Genomic DNA, 22,557 nt, shown 5'->3' with positions numbered 1-22,557 from the left:
TCAAGTTACTGTTTCATCAGGCTGGCAATGGCGCTGGCCAGCTCCTTCAGCTTGGTCACGTTGTGCACCGCCAGCATGCCGTCGGCGGCGCGGTGCAGCACGGCGGCGCCGCGCGCGAGCGGCTCGTAGGCATCGAAGCGCAGCAAGGGATTGAGCCACAGGATGCGGCGCGAATGGAGCCTCAGCCAGGCCAGTTCGCGTGCCAGCAGCTCGGGCTCGCCGGTGTCCAGGCCGTCGCTCACGATCAGCACCAGGGTACGGCGGCCCACGAGCCGGCGCACGTGCCGAGCACGCAGCGTGGCCAGCGATTCGCCCAGGCGCGTGCCGCCGGCAAAGTCCTGGATCGCGCGCCCCGCCTCGACCAGCATGGCGTCGGTGTCCGCCAGGCGAAACGCGGCGCTCAGATCGGTCAGGCGCGTGCCGAAGGCAAACACGTCGCGCCGCAGCACGATGCGTTGCCCACCCACGCGCACGCGCCCGGTGGCGGCGTGCAGGAAGGCCAGCAGCAGGCGCGCATAGCGCTCCATCGAGCCTGACACGTCCACCAGCACCAGCAACGGCAGCGGCTGGCGACGCCGCTGCAGGCGGCGCAGCACCATCACGTCGCCGCCGCTTTGGGCCGCGCCGCGCAGCGTGCGGCTCCAGTGGATGCGCGCGCCGCGACTGCCGACGCGCGTGCGGCGCGCCGCCACCGTCGGCAGCGGTAGCGGAATGTCGCGCACCAGGCGTTCGACCAGGGTGTATTCGCTGGCACTGAGCTGATTGAAGTCGGCCGACTTCAGGCGCGCCAGTTCGCTCGCCGTCATGGCGGCATCAAGGTCGATTTCCTGGTCCGGCTTGGCCGCCTCGCCGGGCGGGCGCGCCCTGGGCGGCGCCAGCGCTTCGCGCACGCGCGGGCGCTGCGGGCTCGGGTTGGCCCGCCCTTCGGCGGTCGGCAGCATCTGAGCGAGCAGCTTGTGCGCCAGGTCCGGATCGCGAAAGAAGGCGTCGAACAGTTCGCGAAACACCGCGCGGTCCTGCTCGCGGCTGACCAGCACGGCCTCCAGTGCCGCGCCGACGTCGGCCTTGTGCGTCAACCCGACGTGCTGCAATGCCTGCTGTGCCAGCGCCATGCGCGCCGCGTCCACGCGCACGCCGGCACGGCGCAGCGTCCGGCCGAAGGCGCTCAGGTTGCCAGCCAGCTTGCCGCGACGTGCATCGCCCAGCTGCGACACGCGCGGGACCGCGCTTGCGGCTGCGGCGCCGGGCTCCTGCGTCATGCTCGGATTCCTTCCCGCACCACCCGGATCAGGCCGCCGCACGCGCCGCCTGCAGGGCCTCGGCCGCCAGCGCCTGGTCGAGTGCTGCAACGTCGTCGCGCTGCTTGAACAGGATGCCCGCCGTGTCCACCACCACCTCGGGGTCGAGGTTGACGGTGTCCAGCGCGACCAGGGCGCGCGCCCATTCCACCGTCTCGGCGATGCCGGGTGCGCGCTGGAACTGACCGCCGTAGGGCGTGCTGCGCAACTGCTGCACGAACGCCGCGACCTGCGCCGCAAGCGCCTGCGGTGCCTCGGGCACCAGGGCGCGCACGATGGCCAGTTCGCGCTCGCGCTCGGGATAGTCGAGCCAGTGATACAGGCAGCGGCGCTTGACCGCGTCGTTGAGCTCGCGCGTGCGGTTGCTGGTCAGGATGGTGACCGGGGGCACGGCCGCCCGCACCGTGCCGAGCTCCGGGATGCTCACCTGGTATTCGCCCAGGTATTCGAGCAGGAAGGCCTCGAACGGCTCGTCGGCACGATCGACCTCGTCGATCAGCAGGAGCGCGCCGGGTTCGGGTGCCTGCAGCGCCTGCAGCAGGGGCCGACGCACCAGGTAGCGCGGCTGATAGACCTCCTGTTCCAGCTCGGCCGTGGGCGCCCTGCCCTCCGCGGCGCGCAGGTGCAGCAGTTGGGCGGCGTAGTTCCATTCATAGAGTGCCTCGCGCTGTTCCAGGCCGTCGAAGCACTGCAGCCGCAGCAGCTCGCGCCCCAGCACGGCCGCCAGGGTCTTGGCGAGCTCGGTCTTGCCGACCCCGGGCTCGCCTTCCAGCAGCAGCGGTCGCTGCAGCTTCAGCGCCAGGAACACCGCCGTGGCCAGGCGCCGGTCGGGGAAGTAGCCCTGGGCCTCGAGCGCGGCCATCAAGGCGTCGATCGAGGCAAATGAGACAGGTGCCGCGGGCGCGGAAGGTACAGGCATGGGCATTCGAGACGCAATGAAATGAAGGGGCACGGGCCAGGATGCGCCGATGAGGCGCCACCTGCCCGCCCGCAAAGCGCGAGGCCCCAGTGCCATCCGCTGCCGGACGGCCCTGGGGCCATGGTACGCCCGATGTCAGGCCAGCGCCTGAGCCACGGCGCGTCCGGCCATCACGCCGACCAGGTGGGCGCGATACGCGCTGCTGCCGTGCAGGTCGCTCGACATCTGGCTTTCGTCGGTCGCCACTCCCTTGACCGCATCGGCCGAGAAGTTCTGCGCCAGTGCCGCCTCCATGCCGGCATGGCGGAACACGCCGTTGCCACCTCCGGTCACGGCGACGCGCACGCCACCATCGGACTGTGCGACAAACACGCCGACCAGGGCGAAGCGCGAAGCCGGCTGGGCGAACTTGGCGTAGGCGGCGCGCTTGGGAATCGGGAAGCTCACGGCCGTGATCAGCTCGCCTTCCTCCAGCGCCGTGGCGAACAGGCCCTGGAAGAAGTCGTCGGCCTTGATCTGGCGATCCGTGGTGTGGATGGTCGCGCCCAGTGCCAGCAAGGCGGCCGGGTAGTCGGCCGCCGGGTCGTTGTTGGCGACCGAGCCGCCGAGGGTGCCCATGTGGCGCACCTGCTTGTCGCCGATCAGGCTGGCCAGCTGCGCCAGCGCCGGGATCGCGCTGCGCACCTCGGCGCTGGCGGCCACGTCGGCATGGCGCGTCATGGCGCCGATGACGAGTTGCCCGCCTTCGCGTCGGATGCCGGCCAGTTCGGGGATGGCGCCCAGGTCCACCAGCTGCTCGGGCGCGGCCAGGCGCAGCTTCATCGAGGCCAGCAGGGTCTGGCCGCCGGCCAGCAGCTTGCCGCCGGCCTTGGCCAGCTTCGCCGCGTCAGCCTGGGTCGCGGGGCGTTCGTAGGTGAATGCGTACATGTGACTGCTCCTTTCAGGCCTTGGCGTTCTGGATGGCTTGCCACACCCGGTTCGGGGTGGCGGGCATGTCGAGGTCCTTCACGCCCAGGCCGGCGAGCGCGTCCAGCACCGCGTTCATCACCGCCGGCGGCGAACCGATGGCGCCGGCCTCGCCGCAGCCCTTGCTGCCCAGCGGGTTGTGCGTGCAGGGCGTGCAGACGTGGCCGAGCTTGAACTCGGGGAAATTGTCGGCGCGCGGCATCGGGTAGTCCATGTAGCTGCCGGTCAGCAGCTGGCCCGAATCGGGGTCGTACACACCGTGCTCCAGCAGCGCCTGACCGATGCCCTGCGCCAGTCCGCCGTGCACCTGGCCCTCGACGATCATCGGGTTGATGATGACGCCGAAGTCGTCGACGGTGGTGAAGCGGTCGATGCGCACCACGCCCGTCTGCGGATCGACCTCGACCTCGCAGATGTAGGTGCCGGCCGGATAGGTGAAGTTGGTCGGATCGTAGAACGCGGTCTCGTTCAGGCCCGGCTCCAGCTTGTCGAGCGGGTAGTTGTGCGGCACGTAGGCGGTCAGCGCCACCTGGGCGAACGGGATCTTCTTGTCCGTGCCCTTGACCTTGAACTCGCCACCGGAGAATTCGATGTCGGCGTCCGAGGCCTCCATCAGGTGCGCGGCGATCTTCTTGGCCTTGGCCTCGATCTTGTCCAGCGCCCGCATGATGGCCGAGCCGCCCACCGCCAGCGAGCGGCTGCCGTAGGTCCCCATGCCGAACGGGATGCGGCCCGTGTCGCCGTGCACGATGTCGACCTGGCTCGGGTCGATCCCCAGGCGTGCCGCCACCACCTGGGCGAACGTGGTCTCGTGCCCCTGGCCGTGGCTGTGCGAACCGGTGAACACGGTGACGCTGCCCGTGGGGTGCACCCGCACCTCGCCAGCCTCGAACAGGCCGGCGCGCGCGCCCAGGGCCCCGGCGATGTTGGACGGCGCCAGGCCGCAGGCCTCGATGTAGCTGGAGTAGCCGATGCCGCGCTTCAGGCCCCTGGCCTCGCTCGCCTTGCGGCGCGCCTCGAAGCCGGCCACGTCGGCCAGCTTCTGCGACTCGTTCATGCAGGCATGGAAGTCGCCCGTGTCGTACTGCAGCGCCACCGGCGTCTGGTAGGGGAACTGGGTGACGAAGTTGCGCTTGCGGATCTCGTCCTGGGACAGCCCCATCTCCCAGGCGCAGCGCGTGGCCAGGCGTTCGATCAGGTAGGCGGCCTCGGGGCGACCCGCGCCGCGGTAGGCATCGACCGGCGCCGTGCTGGTGAACCAGCCATCCACCTCCACGTAGATCTGCGGCGTGGTGTACTGGCCCGCCAGCAGCGTGCCGTACAGGATGGTCGGCACGCTGGAGGCGAAGGTGGACAGGTACGAGCCCAGGTTGGCGTCGGTGTGCACGCGCATGGCCAGGAACTTGCCGTCCTTGTCCATCGCCATTTCGGCATGCGTGACGTGGTCGCGCCCGTGTGCGTCGCTGACGAAGGACTCGCTGCGCTCGGCGGTCCACTTGACGGCGCAGTTCAGCTGCCTGGCGGCCCAGGTGGCGGCCACGTCCTCGGCGTACAGGAAGATCTTGGAGCCAAAGCCGCCGCCGACGTCGGGCGCGATCACCCGCACCTTGTGCTCGGGCCACTGCAGCACGAAGGCCGTCATCAGCAGGCGCTCGACGTGCGGGTTCTGGTTGGCCACGTAGAGCACGGACTCGTCGGTGGCGCGGTTGTAGCTGGCGTTGACGGCGCGCGGCTCCATCGCGTTGGGGATCAGCCGGTTGTTGGTGATGTCCAGCTTCGTGACATGCGCGGCCGACGCGAACGCCGCGTCCACGGCGGCCTTGTCGCCCAGCGTCCACTTGTAGCAGTGGTTGTCGGGCGCCTCGTCGTGCAGGGCCGGCCCATCCTTGGCCTTCTTCATGTCGATCACGGCGCCGAGCACCTCGTAGTCGACCTCGACCGCCTCGGCGGCGTTCTTGGCCTGCTCCTGGGTATCGGCGACGACCATGGCGACATGGTCGCCGACGTAGCGCACCTTGCCGATGGCGAGGATCGGGTGCATCGGCTCCTTCATCGGCGAGCCGTCGGGGTTGCTGATGAGCCAGCCGCAGGGCAGCCCGCCCATCTTGCCCTCGATGTCCTTGCCGGTGAAGATGCGCGCCACGCCCGGCATGGCGGCGGCAGCAGCCGTGTCGATGCCCTTGATGATGGCGTGCGCGTGCGGCGAGCGCACGAAGGCGGCGTACTTCTGGTTCGCCTGGACGACGTCGTCGGTGTAGTTGCCCACGCCGGTGAGGAAGCGCACGTCCTCCTTGCGCTTCATCGACTCGCCGATGTGCGGCAGCTTGGCAAATTCGTTGGCACCCATGGTGTGTCTCCTTCTCGTTGGCCTCAGGCGCCCATGGCCTGCTGGGCGGCCTGCACGGCCTTGACGATGTTCTGGTAGCCCGTGCAGCGGCACAGGTTGCCCTCGAGCAGTTCGCGGATCTCCTGTTCGCTCGCCTTGGGATGATCCTTCAGTAGGTCGATCGTGCTCATCACCATGCCGGGCGTGCAGTAGCCGCACTGCAGGCCGTGCTGCTCCTTGAAGGCGGCCTGCACCGGATGCAGCGTGCCGTCGGCAGCGGCCACGCCCTCGATGGTGGTGATCTCGGCTCCCTGCATCTGGGCGACCAGGGTGTTGCAGGACTTGATCGAGCGGCCGTCTGCCAGCACCGTGCAGGCGCCGCACTGCGCCGTGTCGCAGCCCACGTGGGTGCCCGTGAGGCGCAGGTGCTCGCGAATGAACTGCACCAGCAGCGTGTTGGGTGGCACGTCGGCGGTCACCGCCTGGCCATTGACCTTGAGCTCGACTTTCATCGCGGGCGTCTCCTTGTCATGGGGGTTGAAGGTGGATGGGGAAACTTTTCTATTCTTGAAACAAGTGGCGGTCTTGCACCTAGGACAAACCCTGGTTTTCTCCCGGAGAGCTCGAATATTCTCAGATTGAGACGTGCCCGGGTCTCGGCAGGCGGGGTCGGGCACGCCCCGGCCACCCGCAGCGGCCAACCCGGACGCCGGCGCCAAGCAGGAGGCCGCCCGGGCCGGGCGACCGATGGGCTCATCACTTCTTCGCGGTGCGCACCGAGTCGGCCGTGCCCTGGATGAAGGCCTTCAGCGCTTCGACGTCATCCTTCGTCAGTTGGCCGCTGAAGTTGGGCATGCCACGTTCGGCGGACGCGCGATCGAACACGTAGCGGTCCAGGTTCTGGATCACCGAGACATCGGAATAGCCCAGGTTGGGAATCGCTCCGCCCCGGTCCACCGCCGGCACGCCGTGGCAGAACAGGCAGTTGGCCAGGTAGACGGCGCCTCCGGCCTGGGCCTTGGCGGCATCGTACTTGACGCCCTGCAGCAGGCGGGTATTGCGGTAGGCGACGAAGTCCGGCGCCTTGGCCTTGCCACCGATCGCAAAGGTGAACACCGTGCCGGGCCCCTGGCGCTCCGAAGCCCGGTTCATCAGGCCGTACACCCCGCCCCAGCCGACCGCCACCGAGACGTACTGCTTGCCGTCGACCAGGTAGGTGGAAGGCGCGGCCACCACGCCGGTACCGGTGGGCGTCTCCCACAGCTTCTTGCCGTTGGTGGCATCGTAGGCAACCATGCGGCCGTCGGCCGTGCCCTGGAACACCAGGTTGCCCGCCGTGGTCAGCGTGCCGCCGTTCCAGGGCGAGATGTACTCGACGCGCCAGGCTTCCTTCTGCGCCACCGGGTCCCAGGCCAGCAGCCGGCCCATGGGCTGGGTCGTCGAGCCGCTCGGGCTCCGCGCGAGGTTCCAGCCGCGGCCCGGCATGGCAACGCCCGGTACCGGCTGGTTCGGCTTCCAGTTCTTGTCGTCGACCAGGCCCAGTGGCACGTGCTGCGCCGGCAGGTAGACCAGGCCGGTCTGGGGGTTGAACGACATCGGATGCCAGTTGTGCGCGCCATAGGCACTGGGCCGGATGTCGAACACCTGGCTGCCGTCGCGCGCCGCCGGGTTCTCGATCGGCCGGCCCTGCTTGTCATAACCGCTGGCCCAGTTCACGTCGACGAAGTTCTTGGCCGAGATGAACGCGCCGTTGGTGCGGTCGATGACGAAGAAAAAGCCGTTCTTGGGCGCGTGCAGGATCACCTTGCGCGGCTTGCCCTCGATCTTCAGGTCGGCCAGGATCAGCGGCTGGGTCGAGGTGAAGTCCCAATTGTCGCCCGGCGTCTCCTGGTAGTGCCACTTGTATTCGCCGGTGTCGGGATCGAGCGCGACGATCGAGGCCAGGTAGAGGTTGTCGCCACCGGCCGGGCTGCGCTTGGCGCGCGCCCAGGGCGAGCCGTTGCCGGTGCCGATGTAGAGCAGGTTGAGCTGCGGGTCGTACACCATCGAATCCCAGACGGTGCCGCCGCCGCCCACCTCCCACCACTTGCCGGCCGGATCCCAGGTCTTGGCGGCCTGGGCCATGGCGGCGTTCTCGAACGGCTTGGCGGGGTCGCCCGGCACGACGAACCAGCGCCAGGCCTGCTTGCCGGTCTCGGCGTCATAGGCCGTGACGTAGCCGCGCACGCCGTACTCGGCGCCGCCGTTGCCGATGATCACCTTGCCATTGATGATGCGCGGCGCGCCGGTGATGGTGTAGCTGCCCTTCTGGCCCGCGAAGGTGTCCTGCTGCCAGACCGGCTTGCCGCTGGCGGCGTCGAGCGCGATCAGCCGGCCATCGAAGGCTGCCACGTAGACCTTGCCCTTCCACAGCGCAACGCCGCGGTTCACCACGTCGCAACAGCCCTTGTAGCCCCAGGCCTCCTTGTTGATGCCGGGATCGAAGGTCCAGAGTCGCTGGCCGGTGCGCGCGTCGATCGCGTGCACCACGCTCCAGGCGGCGCTGACATACATCACGCCGTCGACCACCAGCGGCGTGGCCTCGACGCCGCGCGTGCTTTCGAGGTTGTAGGACCACGCCAGGCCGAGCTGGTCGACGTTGCCGGTGTTGATCTGGTCCAGGCGGCTGAAGCGGGTTTCGCCGTGGTCCAGGCCGACGGCAGGCCATTCGGGCGTGCCACGCGCCACGTTGGCCTCGATGAACCGGGTATCGACCTGCGCGGCCTGCCTGTGCTGCGTCACGGTGGGCGCGCAGGCCAGCAGCAGGCCGGCACTGGCCAGCGCAGCGGGGATGGTAAAGCGTCTCATCGGTGTCTCCTCGGTCGGGTTGGAAGGGGTGGCAATGGCCGTGGTCAGAAGGCATGCACGGCGCTCAGGCCCAGCACCCAGTTGCGTCCCGGTGCCGGCTCGAAGTAGCGCGCGTTGCCTTCATTGACGATGACCGAGCCGACGGTGCGCCGATTGAGCGCGTTGTCGACCCGGACAAAGACGGCGAGGCGCCAGCGGGCGAGCTGGCGCCGGTAGCCCGCGTGCAGCGAGACCAGGCCGTAGCCGGGCGCGCGGGCGCTGTTGCGGTCGTCGGCATGGATGCCGGAGAGCACGCGCAACTCCGCGCCCGCATGCCAACCCTCCGGCGGCATCCAGCCCACGTTCGCATACAGCACCTGGCGCGCGATGCCGGGGATGCGATTGCCCGCGGCCACCTGGCTGGCGGGCGTGCACGGCGCGGGCGCGCAGAACGATGCACGATAGGTCGCATCCAGCAGCGTATAGGCGATCTGGGTGCGCCAGTGCCGCGCCGTCTCGTGCTGCCAGGACAGCTCCAGCCCGCGACGCCGCGTGCGGCTGGCGTTCTGGTAGGTGGAACGGCCCCCGACATTGGCGAGGGTGACGATCTCATCCCGGGTGCCGGTCTGGAACACGGCCGCCGTCAGCAGGCCGCCGCCCAGCCGGGCCTTCAGGCCGAGTTCCAGGTTGTTGCTGCGCGCCGGCCGCAGTTCGGCATTGATGCCGCCCGCGCCACCGGCCTGGTAGGCCAGTTCGTTCAGCGTCGGCGTCTCGAAGCCGCGGCCGAAGGCGGCGTACACGGCCAGGTCGCGGCTCGGCTGCCAGCGCAGCGCGGCCGTGGGCAGCAGCTTCCGGTAGCGTGCGGCGTAGCTGTCGTCGCCGTTCGCCCCGACGATATAGTGGTCGCGTGACGAGAACCGCACGCTGCTGCGGCGCAGGCCCAGCTCCAGTCGCCAGGGCTCCGCGGGCCGCCAGCCGACCTGCAGGTACGGGTCGAGGTTGTTGACCCGATTGCGCTCGTCGCGCCGCAGCGCACCCACCACGCCCAGCTCCGTCTGCCCGCCGCTCTCGATGAAATTTTCGTAGCCGCGCCGCCGCTCGCGCAGGTCATCCCAGGCCAGCCCGGCAACGAGGTCCCAGGGCCGGCCGGCCAGGTCGCCGCGCGTGCTCAGGCGGGCATCGGCGCCCGCGTAGTCGCGCACGAAGCCAACCACCCCGCCGGAATGCGTCGGGTTGCGCTGCGGCGCGACCGGGATCGCCAGCAGTTGCAGCATGTCCCGCCGGCCCACGTACGCCATCAGGCGCAGCGCGCTGGCGTGGCCCAGGCGCCCTTCATAGGTCAGACCGAACTGGGTTTGCTCGACGTCCTTGTGGGTGTCGTACTGGTCCGCCAGCGCGGCGCTGGCGCGGCGTGGGTCGGTGCGCAGTTGCTGCGCGTTCAGCCCCAGCGAATCCTGGGCGCGCACGGTCACATGGTTGGCCACCAGGCTCAGCTTGTCACCGCCGCCCAGGTCCAGGCCGAGCCTGGCATTGAACAACTCGCGGTCGGCGCGACTGTGCGCGCGCCAGCCGTCCGTGTGGAAGCGACTGGCGCTGACGAGATAGCTCAGGCGCCCGTTGCTGCCGCCCAGCTTGAAGCCCGCCCGCCCGGTGCCATGGCTGGCCACGGCCGTGGATACATCGAGCGCGGGCGGGCCGCGCCCTTCCTCGGTGAACACCTGAACGACACCGCCCGATGAATTGCCGTAGAGCGCCGAGAACGGCCCGCGCAGCACCTCGACCCGGTCCGCCGAACCGAGGTCGATGTTGGAGGTCTGGCCCTGTCCGTCGGGCAGCGTGGCCGGGATGCCATCGACGTACAGGCGCACGCCACGCACGCCAAAGGTCGAGCGCGCGCCGAAGCCGCGGATCGACAACTGCAGGTCCTGCGCGTAGTTGGAGCGGTTCAGCAGTTGCAGGCTGGGTACGCCGGCCAGGCCCTCGGACAGGTTGACCTGCAGGCGGTCCTCGCGCAGCGCCTCGCCCTCCACCCGGTCGGCCGACCCCGCAAGCTCGAAGCTCGGGACCGCGCCGGCGGGCGTCGTGACCGTCACTTCGGGCAGGCTGGGCGCGCTGTCGGGCGGCTGCGCCGGCGCCTGCCCGCAAGCCTGCCCCACCCAGCAAGCCAGGCTTGCGGCTGCGAGCACCGCCTGGCGGCGCTGGCGCGGCAGACGCGCCGCGCCGTGCATCCAGTCCGGGACGGGCCTTCCGGCGGCCGACACAAACCCAGCTCTCATTGCAAGCGCCTCCTTGGTGTAGCAAAAAGGTCGGGTGGACGAATTGGCTTATTCTTCAGGGGCGTGCCGAAGCATCGATTCGGGGGAAATCCTGAGTTCATCCCGGCGCAGACAAGAATTCTCAATTTGAGACAAGCGGGCAGCATTCAGCCACGACCCATATCCGTGACGACAGGCATGAGGAACAACGCCAGGCTCGATGAGATCGCGCGCGTGCGCCGTGCGGTGTTCTCCGATGGCCCGCAGCCGATGGCCATGGTGGATGGCCTCTGGAGCGACCGCGGCTGGATCATCGAGAGCTGGCGCCGCTGCCTTGCGCGTGGAGCGCGCCCGGACGAATCCTTTGCGCTCGAGCACGTCTCGCGCACCGCTGCCGCGCACGCGAGCGAATCCCACGGCGAACTGCGCGCAGCCGCCCAGTCCAGCCTGCGCCAGCTCGCGAGCGCGGTGGCCCCGATCCGCTATTTCGCCCTGCTCACCGACGCCCAGGGCCGCGTGCTGGAGACGGCTGGCGCGATCGACCGCCACGACCGCCACGTGCAGGCGATCGCCCGTATCGGCGTGGACCTGTCGGAGCGGAGCATCGGCACCAGCGCGATCGGCGCCGCGCTGGGCGAGCGCGTCCCGGTCTGGTTGCACCGGGGCGAGCACTTCTTCCACGGCACCAGCATCTACAGCTGCGCCGGCGCGCCGGTGTTCGATCCGGCCGGCCAGTGCGTCGGCATGGTCGATGTCACGGGGGTCGAAGCGCCCGAGCGCCCGGAGCTCCGGCACCTGGTGGCCCAATCGGCGCGCCAGATCGAGGACGCGCTGGTGCTGGCGCGGCCGCACCGCCTGCGCCTGCGGCTGGCCTGGCCGGCAGGCTGGCAGGTCAGCGGCGGCGGCGTGGACGACGGCCTTCTGTGCCTGGACGCCGAAGGCTGCGTGACGGGTGCAAACCAGACGGCGCGCCAGATGCTGCCCGCGCTGCACGCCCTGGCGCATGAGGCCTTGCACGCCGAAGCGCTGTTCGCCCTGCCGTGGATGGAACTGTTCGACCTGGCGCGCCGCGGCGAAGTGCGCACGGTGCCCTTGTGGTCCGGGCTGCGCCTGCAGGTCGCCGCCGAGCCGGCCAGCCCACCGCACGCGTCGGCCACCCAGGCGCGGCCGGACCGCGGGCCAGCATCGCGTCCATCCCTCAAGACGCTGGAAACCGAACTGATCCATCAGGCCGTGCGCGACGCCGGCGGCCGCGTGGCCGAGGCCGCCAGGGCGCTGGGCCTGAGCCGCGCCACCGTCTATCGGCGCCTGGCGGCGACCCGACGGTCGCCCGGTTGACGGTCGGCTTCACGGGGCAGAGCGATCCGGTGCACGCGCCTCCGCGCCGCGCCCTCCAGCAGGGTGCGCGCGCCCTGCTCCATTGCGCGCCGGGAAGGGCAAGGCGGCATGGCGGGGCGCCGTCAACCGGCCCGCGTGCCCGTCACTCCCCGTCGACGGTCGTCCCGCCGTCGACCTCCACGGTCGTGCCGGTGATCGGTTGCAGGCCACGGCGATGGCCTGGCCGCCCGCGACCACGTTGGTCGCCACCTTGCGGGCACTGAACAGCACATCCATGGCGTGGGCCGGGCCGGTCAGCCGCGGCAGCATCCACCACGCGCCATGCCCCGCGATCAGGCCGCGGCTGGCCAAGTCCGGTGGTGAGCTTGTGACCCTCGGCCATGGTGCGGAAGTCGCAGAACAGCGTCATGCACAGGCCGATACCGGCCACCGGCCCGTTGATCGCGGCAAAGATCGGCTCGCCCGTGCGCAGCAGCCAGCTGAAGCGGTGCTGGTGGTTGGCTTGCAGCCCCGCTGCCACGGGCGCGGGGACACTGACCTGCGGGTCATCGGCGGTGATCTCACCGGTAACGCCGGCGTCGCTCGATCGCGCGGCGAAACTCGGACGCCAGCACCGGCGTCCACGCGCTCGGGCCGATTGAGGGTGAGCGTGAGCACGTGGCCGCTTTGCTCGGTGGTGATTTCCTGGGGGTTCATGGTGCCTCGCGGAGGGCCGGGTGGTCGGCGATGTGCAAAGCGTGGTGTCCGTGCGCGGCGGCACGGGCGCTGCACCGTTCGGACTGGCCCGGGGTCGGCGCCGGCACGTGCGGTTCATCCATCCAGCCCGGGGCGTCGCGGCATCGGCGGAGTACCTGGAAGACGGGAAGTCGCGCCCCGTCATCGCTCGGCGCGCCAGCGAAACACGACGCCCCCAACGACGACGCCGCGCTCGGTCGCGTCGCAACCGCGCGCCCGCGCCGTTCGGATGATGGCCGGAACGTCGACGGCATCGATCTCGATGGCGCCGAGTCCCTCGCCGCGGCCCTCGGTCGCTTCGACGAAGCGCAGCACGGCGTTGTCGAGTGCCAGCTGCCAGCCGTCCGCGCCCAGCCGCGCCGGTCGCTGCAGGATCTCGCCCCAGCGCTGCGCCAGGCGAGCCGGATCCCGGCCATGCAGCACGGCGCCGGTGATGGCCCGGACCCGGCCGGTGCGCACGCTGTCCTGCCAGTGCACGCCGGCGGGCCCATACGGGCCGTACGGGTCGGCACTGTTGCCACGCGTGGTGTTGATCTCGAGCAACGCCCCGCCGGTATCGCGCGGGTGCAGCTGCAAGCCTTCGTAGTCCCCCTGCGCCAGCGCTGCCGCCACACGCACGCCGAGCGCGTCGACGTGCCCACGCCAGTGGCCGAGGTCGTCGGTCTCGAGGATCACCATGTAGCCGCCCGGGCCTCCGCGCCGCTCCAGGTAACGACCCGCCGTAGTCCCGGCGCGCAGCGGCGCCACCACCTCGACGAAGCCCGGGCCCAGCGCCACCAGGGCGTTGTGGAGGCCGAAGCAGGCCACTGCCGGGTCGCGGTGGCAGACCGGCACGTCGAACACCGCACGGAGATCCGCGATGACGGGATCGAGTTGCTCGGCGACGAGGCAGAGCTGGCGCAAGCGCAGGAACATCGCTGGTCAACCACCCAGAAGCGCCGTGGGGCGCACCGCGCAAGCATGGCGGCAAGGGGCGCGCCACGCTGTCACGCATCGGACTGGCGCCTGCCCGGTCGGCCGTGCGGCGCCGCCTTACACTTCGACGCTGCGCCGCACCCGCACCGCTCTGCAACCCCGCCCGGCATGTCCACTGTCTTCGACTTCACCTTCGTCCCCTGGTTTCGCTCGGTCGCGCCCTACATCCACATGCACCGGGGCAAGACCTTTGTCATCGGCATGGTGGGCGAGGCGATTGCAGCCGGCAAGCTGGCCGGCATCGCCACCGATCTGGCGCTGATCCAGAGCATGGGCGTCAAGGTGGTGCTGATCCACGGCTTTCGCCCACAGGTGACCGAGCAGCTCAAGTCCAAGGGGCACCCGGCGCACTACGCGCACGGCCTGCGCATCACCGACGAGGTCGCGCTCGACTGTGCGCAGGAGGCCGCCGGCCAGTTGCGCTTCGAGATCGAGGCCGCCTTCAGCCAGGGCCTGCCCAACACGCCGATGGCCGGCTCGACGGTGCGCATCATCTCGGGCAACTTCATCACGGCGCGGCCGCTGGGCATCATCGACGGCATCGACTTCAAGAGCACGGGCGTGGTGCGCAAGGTCGATGCCGCCGGCATCCGTCACGCGCTCGATGCGGGCGCCATGGTGCTGATCTCGCCGTTCGGCTTCTCGCCCACGGGCGAGGCCTTCAACCTCTCGATGGAGGAGGTCGCGACCTCGGTGGCGATCGCCCTGCAGTCCGACAAGCTGATGTTCCTGACCGAGCGTCCGGGCATCCGCCTGCGCCCGCAGGAACCCGCCGGCGACGACAACCCGATCGACACCGAGATCCCGCTGGCCGAGGCGCGAGCGCTGCTGACGCGCCTGGCACCGCCGCAGCAGCCAACCGATGCCAGCTACTACCTGCGCCACTGCGTCAACGCCTGCGAGCACGGCGTCGAGCGCAGCCACATCCTACCCTACGCCACCGATGGCGCGGTGCTGCTCGAGATCTACATGCACGACGGCATCGGCACCATGGTGGTGGACGAGAAGCTGGAGAGCCTGCGCGAAGCGACGTCGGACGACGTCGGCGGCATCCTGACCCTGATCGAGCCGTTCGAGAAGGACGGCACCCTGGTCAAGAGGAACCGCACCGAGATCGAGCGCGACATCGGCAACTACACGGTGCTCGAACATGACGGGGTGATCTTTGCCTGTGCCGCCCTCTATCCCTACCCGCAGGCCAGGACCGGCGAGATGGCGGCGCTCACCGTGTCGCCGCAAAGCCAGGGCCAGGGCGACGGCGAGAAGGTCTTGAAGCGCATCGAGCAGCGCGCGCGCACCCAGGGCCTGGCCAGCATCTTCGTGCTCACGACCCGCACCATGCACTGGTTCCTGAAGCGCGGCTTTCGCCAGGTCGACCCCGAATGGCTGCCCGAGGCACGCAAGCGCAAGTACAACTGGGATCGACGCAGCCAGGTGCTGGTGAAGGAGCTGTGACGCGCGCCTGGCGCATGGCGCCCATCAGCGCGGGCGCATGCCGCGACGGCGCATGCTGCGCACAATCGATGCATGACGACGATCACCGCGCTTGAAGAATGCCTGGCCCGCCTGTCGCATGCCGACGGCGTGCTGGTCGAGGTCGCCGAGACCAAGGGGTCGACACCGCGCGCTGCCGGCACCTGGATGGTGATCTGGCCCGATGCCATCAGCGCCACCATCGGCGGCGGCAACCTGGAATACCAGGTGATGGCCGACGCGCGCGCCATGCTCGCCGGCAGCGCCGGTGCTCCGGTACAGGACGAGGTGCGCCGCTATCCGCTCGGACCGGCGCTCGGACAGTGCTGCGGCGGCGTGGTGTTCGCGCGCTTTGCCCGCATCGGCGCGGCCGATGCCGCGGCCCTGCGCGAGCGCCTGGCGCCGGCGCTGGCGCCGGTGGCGCTGTTTGGCGGTGGCAACGTGGGCGAGGCGATCGTGCACCTGCTCGCCACCCTGCCCTATGCCGTGCACTGGATCGACAGCCGCGACGGCGTGTTTCCACCGGGACTGCCGAGCCAGGTACGCACCGAGTTCAGCGAACCGGTACAGGCCGCCGTGGACGACATCACGCCTGGCAGCCGTGTGCTGATCATGAGCTTCAGCCACGCCGAAGACCTGGACATCGTGATCGCCTGCCTGGAGCGCCTGCGCGCCCGCGACGACCTGCCCTACATCGGCCTGATCGGCAGCAAGACGAAATGGGCCACGTTTCGCCACCGCCTCACGGCGCGCGGCTTTTCCGAAACGGAGCAGGCACGCATCACCTCGCCGATCGGCATCCCCGGCATCGTCGGCAAGGAACCCGAAATCATCGCGGTGGCCACGGTCGCCCAGCTGCTGCGCGATTTTCCGCCGCATCGGCCGGCTTTCTGAGGCGCCTGCGCCGCCGAACCCGGGTAAACCCAGGGTTCATATACACGCTCTCATATGAACTATGGGGGTTGTGATATGGCGGGTCGGATGAAGCAGGTGCATCATGAAGGGCATGCCGCAAGCATGGGTATCGGCCCGCGCGGCGCGACAACGCAATCACGAGGCAAGGCATGACCCAGGCACAACCCGCATCCACCCGGCCGATCCGCTTCTTCTACCAGGGCCAGGTCGTCACCGTGGATGATGTCCACACCACGCGCACCGTGCTCGACTGGCTGCGCGAGAACCAGCATCGCACCGGCACCAAGGAGGGCTGCAACGAGGGTGACTGCGGCGCCTGCACCGTGGTGCTGGGCGAGCTCGACGCCGACGACCAGCTCCGGCTCGCCAGCGTCAACGCCTGCATCCAGTTCCTGCCAACGCTGGACGGCAAGGCGCTGTTCACGGTCGAGGACCTGCAGGCCATGAGTGCCGCCGGTGACGCCGCGCTGCACCCGGTGCAGCAGGCCATGGTCGAATGCCACGGCTCGCAATGCGGCTTCTGCACGCCCGGCATCGTGATGTCGCTCTGGGGCACCTACGAGGCGCACCAGCAGGCCGGCACGCGCCCGTCGCGCCAGCAGCTGGCCGACGACCTGTCGGGCAACCTGTGCCGCTGCACCGGCTACCGCCCCATCCTCGACGCCGGCCAGCGCATGTTCGACCTGCCGGCGGCGCGGCTCGATCGCAAGGCCGTGACCGCGGCGCTGCAGGCGCTGCAGCGCGAGCCCGAGCTCGACTACGCGGCGCCGTTGCAGACCCCCGAGGGCGCACGCATCGACCACTTCCACGCGCCGCGCAGCATCGCTGAACTGGCGCGCCTGCGCGCGGCCAAGCCGCAAGCCCGGCTGCTGGCCGGTTCGACCGACATCGGCCTGTGGGTCAACAAGCAGTTCCGCGATGTTGGCGACCTGATCTACGTCGGCAATGTGGCCGAGCTGCGCGTGGTCGAACAACGCGGCGAGGCGCTGTGGATCGGCGCCGCCGCCTCCCTGGAAGACGCCTGGCGCGCCCTGGTGCGCCGCACACCGTCGCTGATGGACGTCTGGCTGCGCTTTGCCTCGCTGCCGATCCGCCACGCAGGCACCATGGGCGGCAACGTCGCCAACGGCTCGCCGATCGGCGATGCGCCGCCGATCCTGATGGCGCTGGACGCCGAAGTCGAGCTGCGCCAGGGGGATCGCGTGCGCCGCCTGCCGCTGACCGAGCTGTATCTCGACTACATGAAGAACGCGATCGAGGACGGCGAATTCGTGCAGGCCATCGTGGTGCCGGATGCCGCCTTCCAGCGTCAGGTGCGCGGCTACAAGATCAGCAAGCGCTTCGATTGCGACATCTCGGCGCTGTGCGCGGGCCTGGCGATCGGGCTGGACGGCGAGCGTGTCGCCAGCGTACGGCTGGCCTATGGCGGCATGGCGGCCGTGGTCAAGCGCGCGGCGCGGGCCGAAGCCGCCATCCTCGGCCAGGCCTGGACCCAGGACACCGTACGCTCGGCCCAGCAGGCGCTGGCACAGGACTTTCGCCCCATGACCGACATGCGCGCGAGCGAGCAGTACCGGCTCCAGGTGGCACAGAACCTGCTGCAGCGCCTGTGGCTGGAAACGCGCCCGGGAGCACCGCTGGAGGCGCACGCCACCAATGTATTCAGCGTGATGCCGCACGCCGCGGCCTGAAGCCGAGCCCGCCAGGAGACACACCATGAACCAGCCCGTCGCCGAACACCTGCTGCGCGCCGCCCAGCCCTTTGCCGACTATCGGCAGAACCTCGCGTCGCGCTTCAACCCGGACGCCGAAGCGAAGGCACTGCAGGCCGGTGCGCGCGTGGGCATTGCGCGGCCGCACGAATCGGCAGCGCTACACGTCACCGGCAGCGCGCCCTACACGGACGACCTGCCGGAACTCGCCGGCACGCTGCACTGCGCGCTCGGCCTGACCCCCGTGGCGGCCGGCCGGCTGCTCGGCATCGACCTCGAGGCCGTGCGCGCCATGCCGGGCGTGGTGCGCGTGTTCACCGCGGTGGACATCCCGGGCGAGAACAACTGCGGCTCGGTGCTGCACGACGACCCGATCCTGTGCGACGGCGAGATCCGCTTCCTCGGCCAGCCGGTGTTTGCCGTGATCGCCGAGACGCGCGACCAGGCGCGCCGCGCCGCCGCGCTGGCCAGGAAGGTGCTGCGGGTGGAGGCGGCCGAGCCGGTACTCACACCGCGCCAGGCACACGAAAAGGGCCAGTACGTGGTGCCACCCTTGCACCTGGTGCGCAGCACCTCGGGCCAGGACGAGAACGACGTCAAGGCCGCGATCGCCGCTGCGCCGCACCGCCTCACCGGCAGCCTCGACGTCGGCGGCCAGGAGCAGTTCTACCTCGAAGGCCAGATCAGCTACGCCTCGCCACGCGAGGACGGCGGCATGCACGTGCACTGCTCGACGCAGCACCCGAGCGAGATGCAGTTCCTGGTCGCACACGCCCTGGGCGTGCAGGCGCACGCCGTGCTGGTCGAGTGCCGGCGCATGGGCGGCGGCTTCGGCGGCAAGGAATCGCAGTCGGCGCAGTTCGCCTGCATCGCCGCCATCGCGGCGCGCGCCCTGCAGCGGCCCGTGAAGCTGCGCGTCGATCGCGACGACGACTTCCTGATCACCGGCCGACGCCACGGCTTCTGGTACGAGTACGACATCGGCTACGACGACGTCGGTCGCATCCTCGGCGCGACGCTGCAGATGGTGTCGCACGCCGGCCATTCGGCCGACCTGTCGGCGGCCGTCATGACGCGCGCGGTCTGCCACTTCGACAACGCCTACTGGCTGCCCGAGGTCGCCATGCACGGCTACTGCGGCAAGACCAACACGCAGAGCAACACGGCGTTCCGCGGCTTTGGCGGCCCGCAGGGCGCAATCGCGATCGAGTACGTCCTGGACAGCATCGCGCGCCGCCTGGGCAAGGACCCGCTCGCCGTGCGCCGCGCCAATTTCTACGGCCGGGACGAGCGCAACGTCACGCCGTACCGCCAGACCGTGCGCGACAACGTGATCCACGAACTGGTGGACCAGCTCGAGGCCAGCAGCGACTATTCCGCGCGGCGCGACGCCATCACCGCCTGGAACGCCGGCAGCCCGGTGCTCAAGCGCGGCATCGCGCTCACGCCGGTCAAGTTCGGCATCAGCTTCAACGTCAAGCACCTGAACCAGGCCGGCGCGCTGGTGCATGTCTACCTGGATGGCTCGATCCTCGTGAACCACGGCGGCACCGAAATGGGCCAGGGCCTGAACACCAAGGTGGCGCAGGTGGTGGCGCACGAACTGGGCGTGGACTACGAACGCATCCGCCTGTCGGCCACCGACACCAGCAAGGTCGCCAACACCTCGGCCACGGCCGCCTCCACCGGAGCCGACCTGAACGGCAAGGCGGCCCAGGACGCCGCGCGCCAGATCCGTCAGCGCCTGGCCGCCTGCGCGGCGACCCATCACGGCGGCGCGGCGGCCGACGTGCGCTTCGCCAACGACCAGGTGCAGGTGAACGGCAAGACGCTGACGTTTGCCGAACTGGTGGGCCAGGCCTACCTGGATCGGGTGCAGCTCTGGTCCGATGGCTTCTACGCCACGCCCGGGCTGTCGTGGGACCCGAAGACCATGCAGGGCCACCCCTTCTACTACTACGCCTATGGCGCCGCCGTGAGCGAGGTCGTGGTCGACACGCTGACGGGCGAATGGAAGCTGCTGCGCGCCGACCTGCTGCACGACGTCGGCCGTTCGCTGAATCCGGCGGTGGACATCGGCCAGGTGGAAGGCGGCTTCATCCAGGGCATGGGCTGGATGACGATGGAAGAACTGGTCTGGCATCCGAACACCGGGTTGCTGACGACGCACGCGCCCAGCACCTACAAGATCCCCACCGCCAACGACTGTCCGCCGGTGTTCAACGTGCGACTGTTCGAAGGCAGCAACGCCGAGGATGCGATCCACCGCAGCAAGGCCGTGGGCGAGCCGCCGCTGCTGCTGCCGTTCTCGGTGTTCTTTGCCATTCGCGATGCCGTCTCCGCGGCCGGTGGCCACCGGGTCGACCCGCCGCTGTCGATCCCGGCCACCAGCGAGGCCATCCTGCGCGCCCTGACCGCCGTTCAGGGCTGACCCGCTCCTGGCCAGGATCCGGGCTCCGCTGCGAACCACCCCGTCCTCCGATGAGTCCGAGCGCCCCCACGCCGCCCGTGTCCCCCAACGCGGCCAGCACGGAGCGCAACCTGTTCGATCGCATCGACCTGCACCTGATCCGCGTGCTGCACACGGTACTGACCGAACAAAGCGTCTCGCGCGCCGCGCTGCGCCTGGGCATGCACCAGCCGGCGGTATCGGGTGCCCTGAAGCGCCTGCGCGAACTGGCTGGCGACCCGCTGCTGGTGCGCCACGGCGCCCAGATGGTGGTGACCGACGCCGGCCGTCGCATGATCGAGCCGGCAGCCACCATCCTGCGCACCGCCGAAACCCTGTTCACCGAGGCCCAGCAGTTCGACCCGCGCACCAGCGCGCCGCGTTTTTCCATCGCCGCCAGCGATTACCTGGATCCGTTGTTCCTGCCGCACCTGGTGGCCGATATCAAGCGCCAGGCCCCCCTGGCGCGCGTCGAGATCCACGCCCTCACGGGCGAGGCCGACTACCGTGCCCAGCTCGCGCAGGGCGAGGTCGACCTGGTGATCGGCAACTGGCTGCAGCCACCCGACGAGCTGCACATGGCGCACCTGTTCAGCGACGAGGTCGTGTCCCTGGTCAGCCAGCGCCATCCGGCGGTGCGCCGCGGCTGGACCGAGGCCGAGTGGCTGGACGCCGAGCACATCGCACCGATGCCCAACTACCCGGGCGCGCGCGGCATCATCGACCAGGTGCTGGATGAGCGTGGCCTGCAGCGGCGCATCACGGTGCGCTGCTCGTACTTTGGCCTGATCCCGGAAATGGTGGCGGGCAGCCTGCTGGTGCTGACCACCAGCCGCCAGTACTGCGAGCGCGTCGTGACGCAGTTGCCACTGGCGATCCTGCCCTGCCCGATCCCCATGCCACCCATGCTCTATTACATGCTCTGGCACAGCCGCAGCCAGCATGCCAGCGCCTCCCGCTGGCTGCGTGATCGCACGCGCCAGGTGATTCCCGACCTGCGCGCGGCATCCGACCTTCCAACCCCAAGACCCACACAGACCCCGGAGGAGACCCGCCTATGACTGCAAGCCTTGCCGAGCGCGTATTCAAGCTCGAGGAACACGGCACCAATGTGCGCACCGAGCTGATCGCCGGCCTGACCACGTTCCTGACGATGGCCTACATCATCTTCGTGAACCCGGCCATCCTGGGCGACGCAGGCATGCCCAAGGACGCCGTGTTCGTCGCCACCTGCCTGATCGCCGCGCTGGGCACGGCCGTGATGGCGCTGTACGCCAACTACCCGATCGCGCTGGCGCCGGGCATGGGGCTGAACGCCTACTTCGCCTACGCCGTGGTGCTGCACATGGGCTTCACGTGGCAGGCGGCGCTGGGCGCGGTGTTCATCTCCGGCTGCCTGTTCCTGTTCGTCACCATCACCGGCATCCGCAGCCTGATCATCGCTGGCATCCCGCAGTCGCTGCGCTACGCCATCACCGTCGGCATCGGCCTGTTCCTGGCGCTGATCGCGCTCAAGAGCGCCGGCATCGTGGTCGGCTCCGAGGCCACCCTGGTGACCCTGGGCGACCTGCACAAGCCCAACGTGGTGCTGGCCGTGCTCGGCTTCCTGCTGATGGTGGCGCTCGACAAGCTGCGCGTGCGCGGCGCCATCCTGATCGGCATCGTGGCCGTCACCATCGCCTCGTTCTTCTTTGGCGGCAACGAGTTCCGCGGCGTGTTCTCCGCCCCGCCCTCGATCGAGCCGACCCTGTTCAAGCTCGACATCATGACCGCGCTCACCAAGGGCCTCCTGAACGTGGTGCTGGTGTTCTTCCTGGTCGAGCTGTTCGACGCCACCGGCACCCTGATGGGCGTGGCGCGCCGCGCCGGCCTGCTGGTGCCCGGCCGCATGGACCGCCTGAGCAAGTCGCTGTTCGCCGACAGCGCCGCGATCTTCGCCGGCTCGCTGCTCGGTACTTCCAGCACCACGGCCTACGTCGAAAGCGCTTCCGGCGTGCAGGCCGGCGGGCGCACCGGCCTGACGGCGCTGACGGTGTCGGTGCTGTTCCTGGCGGCGCTGTTCATCTCCCCGCTGGCGGGCGCGGTGCCGCCCTACGCCACGGCGCCGGCGCTGTTCTTCGTGGGCTGCCTGATGATGCGCGACCTGACCGAACTGGAGTGGGACGACTCCACCGAGGTCATCCCGGCCACCATCACGGCCCTGATGATGCCGTTCACCTACTCCATCGCGAACGGCCTGGCCTTCGGCTTCATCGCCTACGCCGCGATCAAGCTGCTCACCGGCCGCGTCCGCGAAGTGCACTGGATGGTCTGGATCATCGCCGCCCTGTTCCTGTTCAAGTTCTTCTACGTCCCCGGGGGTTGAGCCGC

At 69.8% G+C, this 22,557-nt stretch carries 16 protein-coding genes; 7 read left to right on the top strand and 9 right to left on the bottom strand.

Features of this window, described 5'->3' with window-relative positions; translation table 11 throughout:
• Window positions 1-5: 5 nt before the first annotated feature.
• From PKA16_RS04020 to PKA16_RS03990, 7 genes are all read right to left on the bottom strand, one after another.
• Window positions 6-1,259 (bottom strand): VWA domain-containing protein, encoded by a 1,254-nt coding sequence (locus tag PKA16_RS04020; RefSeq protein WP_324400643.1) that lies wholly within the window; start codon window positions 1,257-1,259, stop codon window positions 6-8.
• A gap of 28 nt (window positions 1,260-1,287) precedes the next feature.
• The gene (locus tag PKA16_RS04015) at window positions 1,288-2,217 is read right to left on the bottom strand and encodes a MoxR family ATPase (protein WP_324400641.1); all 930 of its coding nucleotides are present in this window, start codon (window positions 2,215-2,217) and stop codon (window positions 1,288-1,290) included.
• A 135-nt stretch (window positions 2,218-2,352) separates the two neighbouring features.
• Window positions 2,353-3,144: a xanthine dehydrogenase family protein subunit M gene (locus PKA16_RS04010; protein WP_324400638.1), complete on the bottom strand. Its 792-nt coding sequence runs from the start codon at window positions 3,142-3,144 to the stop codon at window positions 2,353-2,355.
• Between the two features lie 13 nt (window positions 3,145-3,157).
• Window positions 3,158-5,530: a xanthine dehydrogenase family protein molybdopterin-binding subunit gene (locus PKA16_RS04005; RefSeq protein WP_324400636.1), complete on the bottom strand. Its 2,373-nt coding sequence runs from the start codon at window positions 5,528-5,530 to the stop codon at window positions 3,158-3,160.
• A gap of 23 nt (window positions 5,531-5,553) precedes the next feature.
• On the bottom strand, window positions 5,554-6,021 hold the full coding sequence (locus tag PKA16_RS04000; protein WP_324400634.1) for a (2Fe-2S)-binding protein: 468 nt from the start codon (window positions 6,019-6,021) through the stop codon (window positions 5,554-5,556).
• A gap of 244 nt (window positions 6,022-6,265) precedes the next feature.
• Window positions 6,266-8,356, bottom strand: coding sequence for a PQQ-dependent dehydrogenase, methanol/ethanol family (locus PKA16_RS03995; RefSeq protein ID WP_324400633.1), 2,091 nt, complete (start codon window positions 8,354-8,356; stop codon window positions 6,266-6,268).
• A 44-nt stretch (window positions 8,357-8,400) separates the two neighbouring features.
• Window positions 8,401-10,611, bottom strand: coding sequence for a TonB-dependent receptor (locus PKA16_RS03990; RefSeq protein ID WP_324400631.1), 2,211 nt, complete (start codon window positions 10,609-10,611; stop codon window positions 8,401-8,403).
• A gap of 177 nt (window positions 10,612-10,788) precedes the next feature.
• Here PKA16_RS03990 and PKA16_RS03985 point away from each other — a divergent pair, with 177 nt between their 5' ends.
• A complete protein-coding gene (locus tag PKA16_RS03985) occupies window positions 10,789-11,928 on the top strand; it encodes a helix-turn-helix domain-containing protein (RefSeq protein WP_324400629.1) in 1,140 nt (379 codons plus the stop codon).
• A 142-nt stretch (window positions 11,929-12,070) separates the two neighbouring features.
• On the opposite strand, the gene PKA16_RS03980 is transcribed toward PKA16_RS03985, so the two are convergent.
• Window positions 12,071-12,448 carry a hypothetical protein gene (locus PKA16_RS03980; protein WP_324400627.1) on the bottom strand — a complete coding sequence of 126 codons (378 nt, stop codon included), beginning with the start codon at window positions 12,446-12,448 and terminating at the stop codon, window positions 12,071-12,073.
• A 356-nt stretch (window positions 12,449-12,804) separates the two neighbouring features.
• Window positions 12,805-13,578, bottom strand: a complete 774-nt coding sequence (locus PKA16_RS03975; RefSeq protein WP_324400625.1) for a VOC family protein — start codon at window positions 13,576-13,578, stop codon at window positions 12,805-12,807.
• A gap of 168 nt (window positions 13,579-13,746) precedes the next feature.
• Between PKA16_RS03975 and argA the strand changes: the two genes are divergently transcribed.
• The 6 genes from argA (at window position 13,747) to PKA16_RS03945 (ending at window position 22,552) form a co-directional block, all read left to right on the top strand.
• Window positions 13,747-15,093, top strand: coding sequence for an amino-acid N-acetyltransferase (argA, locus tag PKA16_RS03970; protein WP_324400624.1), 1,347 nt, complete (start codon window positions 13,747-13,749; stop codon window positions 15,091-15,093).
• Between the two features lie 72 nt (window positions 15,094-15,165).
• Window positions 15,166-16,005, top strand: a complete 840-nt coding sequence (gene xdhC / locus PKA16_RS03965) for a xanthine dehydrogenase accessory protein XdhC (protein WP_324400622.1) — start codon at window positions 15,166-15,168, stop codon at window positions 16,003-16,005.
• A gap of 170 nt (window positions 16,006-16,175) precedes the next feature.
• The gene (gene xdhA, locus PKA16_RS03960) at window positions 16,176-17,717 is read left to right on the top strand and encodes a xanthine dehydrogenase small subunit (protein WP_324400620.1); all 1,542 of its coding nucleotides are present in this window, start codon (window positions 16,176-16,178) and stop codon (window positions 17,715-17,717) included.
• Window positions 17,718-17,742: 25 nt separating this feature from the next.
• On the top strand, window positions 17,743-20,169 hold the full coding sequence (gene xdhB / locus PKA16_RS03955; RefSeq protein ID WP_324400618.1) for a xanthine dehydrogenase molybdopterin binding subunit: 2,427 nt from the start codon (window positions 17,743-17,745) through the stop codon (window positions 20,167-20,169).
• Window positions 20,170-20,246: 77 nt separating this feature from the next.
• The gene (locus PKA16_RS03950; RefSeq protein WP_324400616.1) at window positions 20,247-21,248 is read left to right on the top strand and encodes a LysR family transcriptional regulator; all 1,002 of its coding nucleotides are present in this window, start codon (window positions 20,247-20,249) and stop codon (window positions 21,246-21,248) included.
• A complete protein-coding gene (locus PKA16_RS03945; RefSeq protein ID WP_324400614.1) occupies window positions 21,245-22,552 on the top strand; it encodes an NCS2 family permease in 1,308 nt (435 codons plus the stop codon). The genes PKA16_RS03950 and PKA16_RS03945 overlap by 4 nt, the downstream gene beginning before the upstream one ends.
• Window positions 22,553-22,557: the final 5 nt, after the last annotated feature.

Origin of the sequence: Ottowia sp., from assembly GCF_035325765.1 — a bacterium.
GTDB lineage: Bacteria > Pseudomonadota > Gammaproteobacteria > Burkholderiales > Burkholderiaceae_C > Ottowia.
The sequence above is the reverse complement of the archived record's forward strand: the minus strand, read 5'-3'. Positions and strand labels throughout refer to the sequence as shown.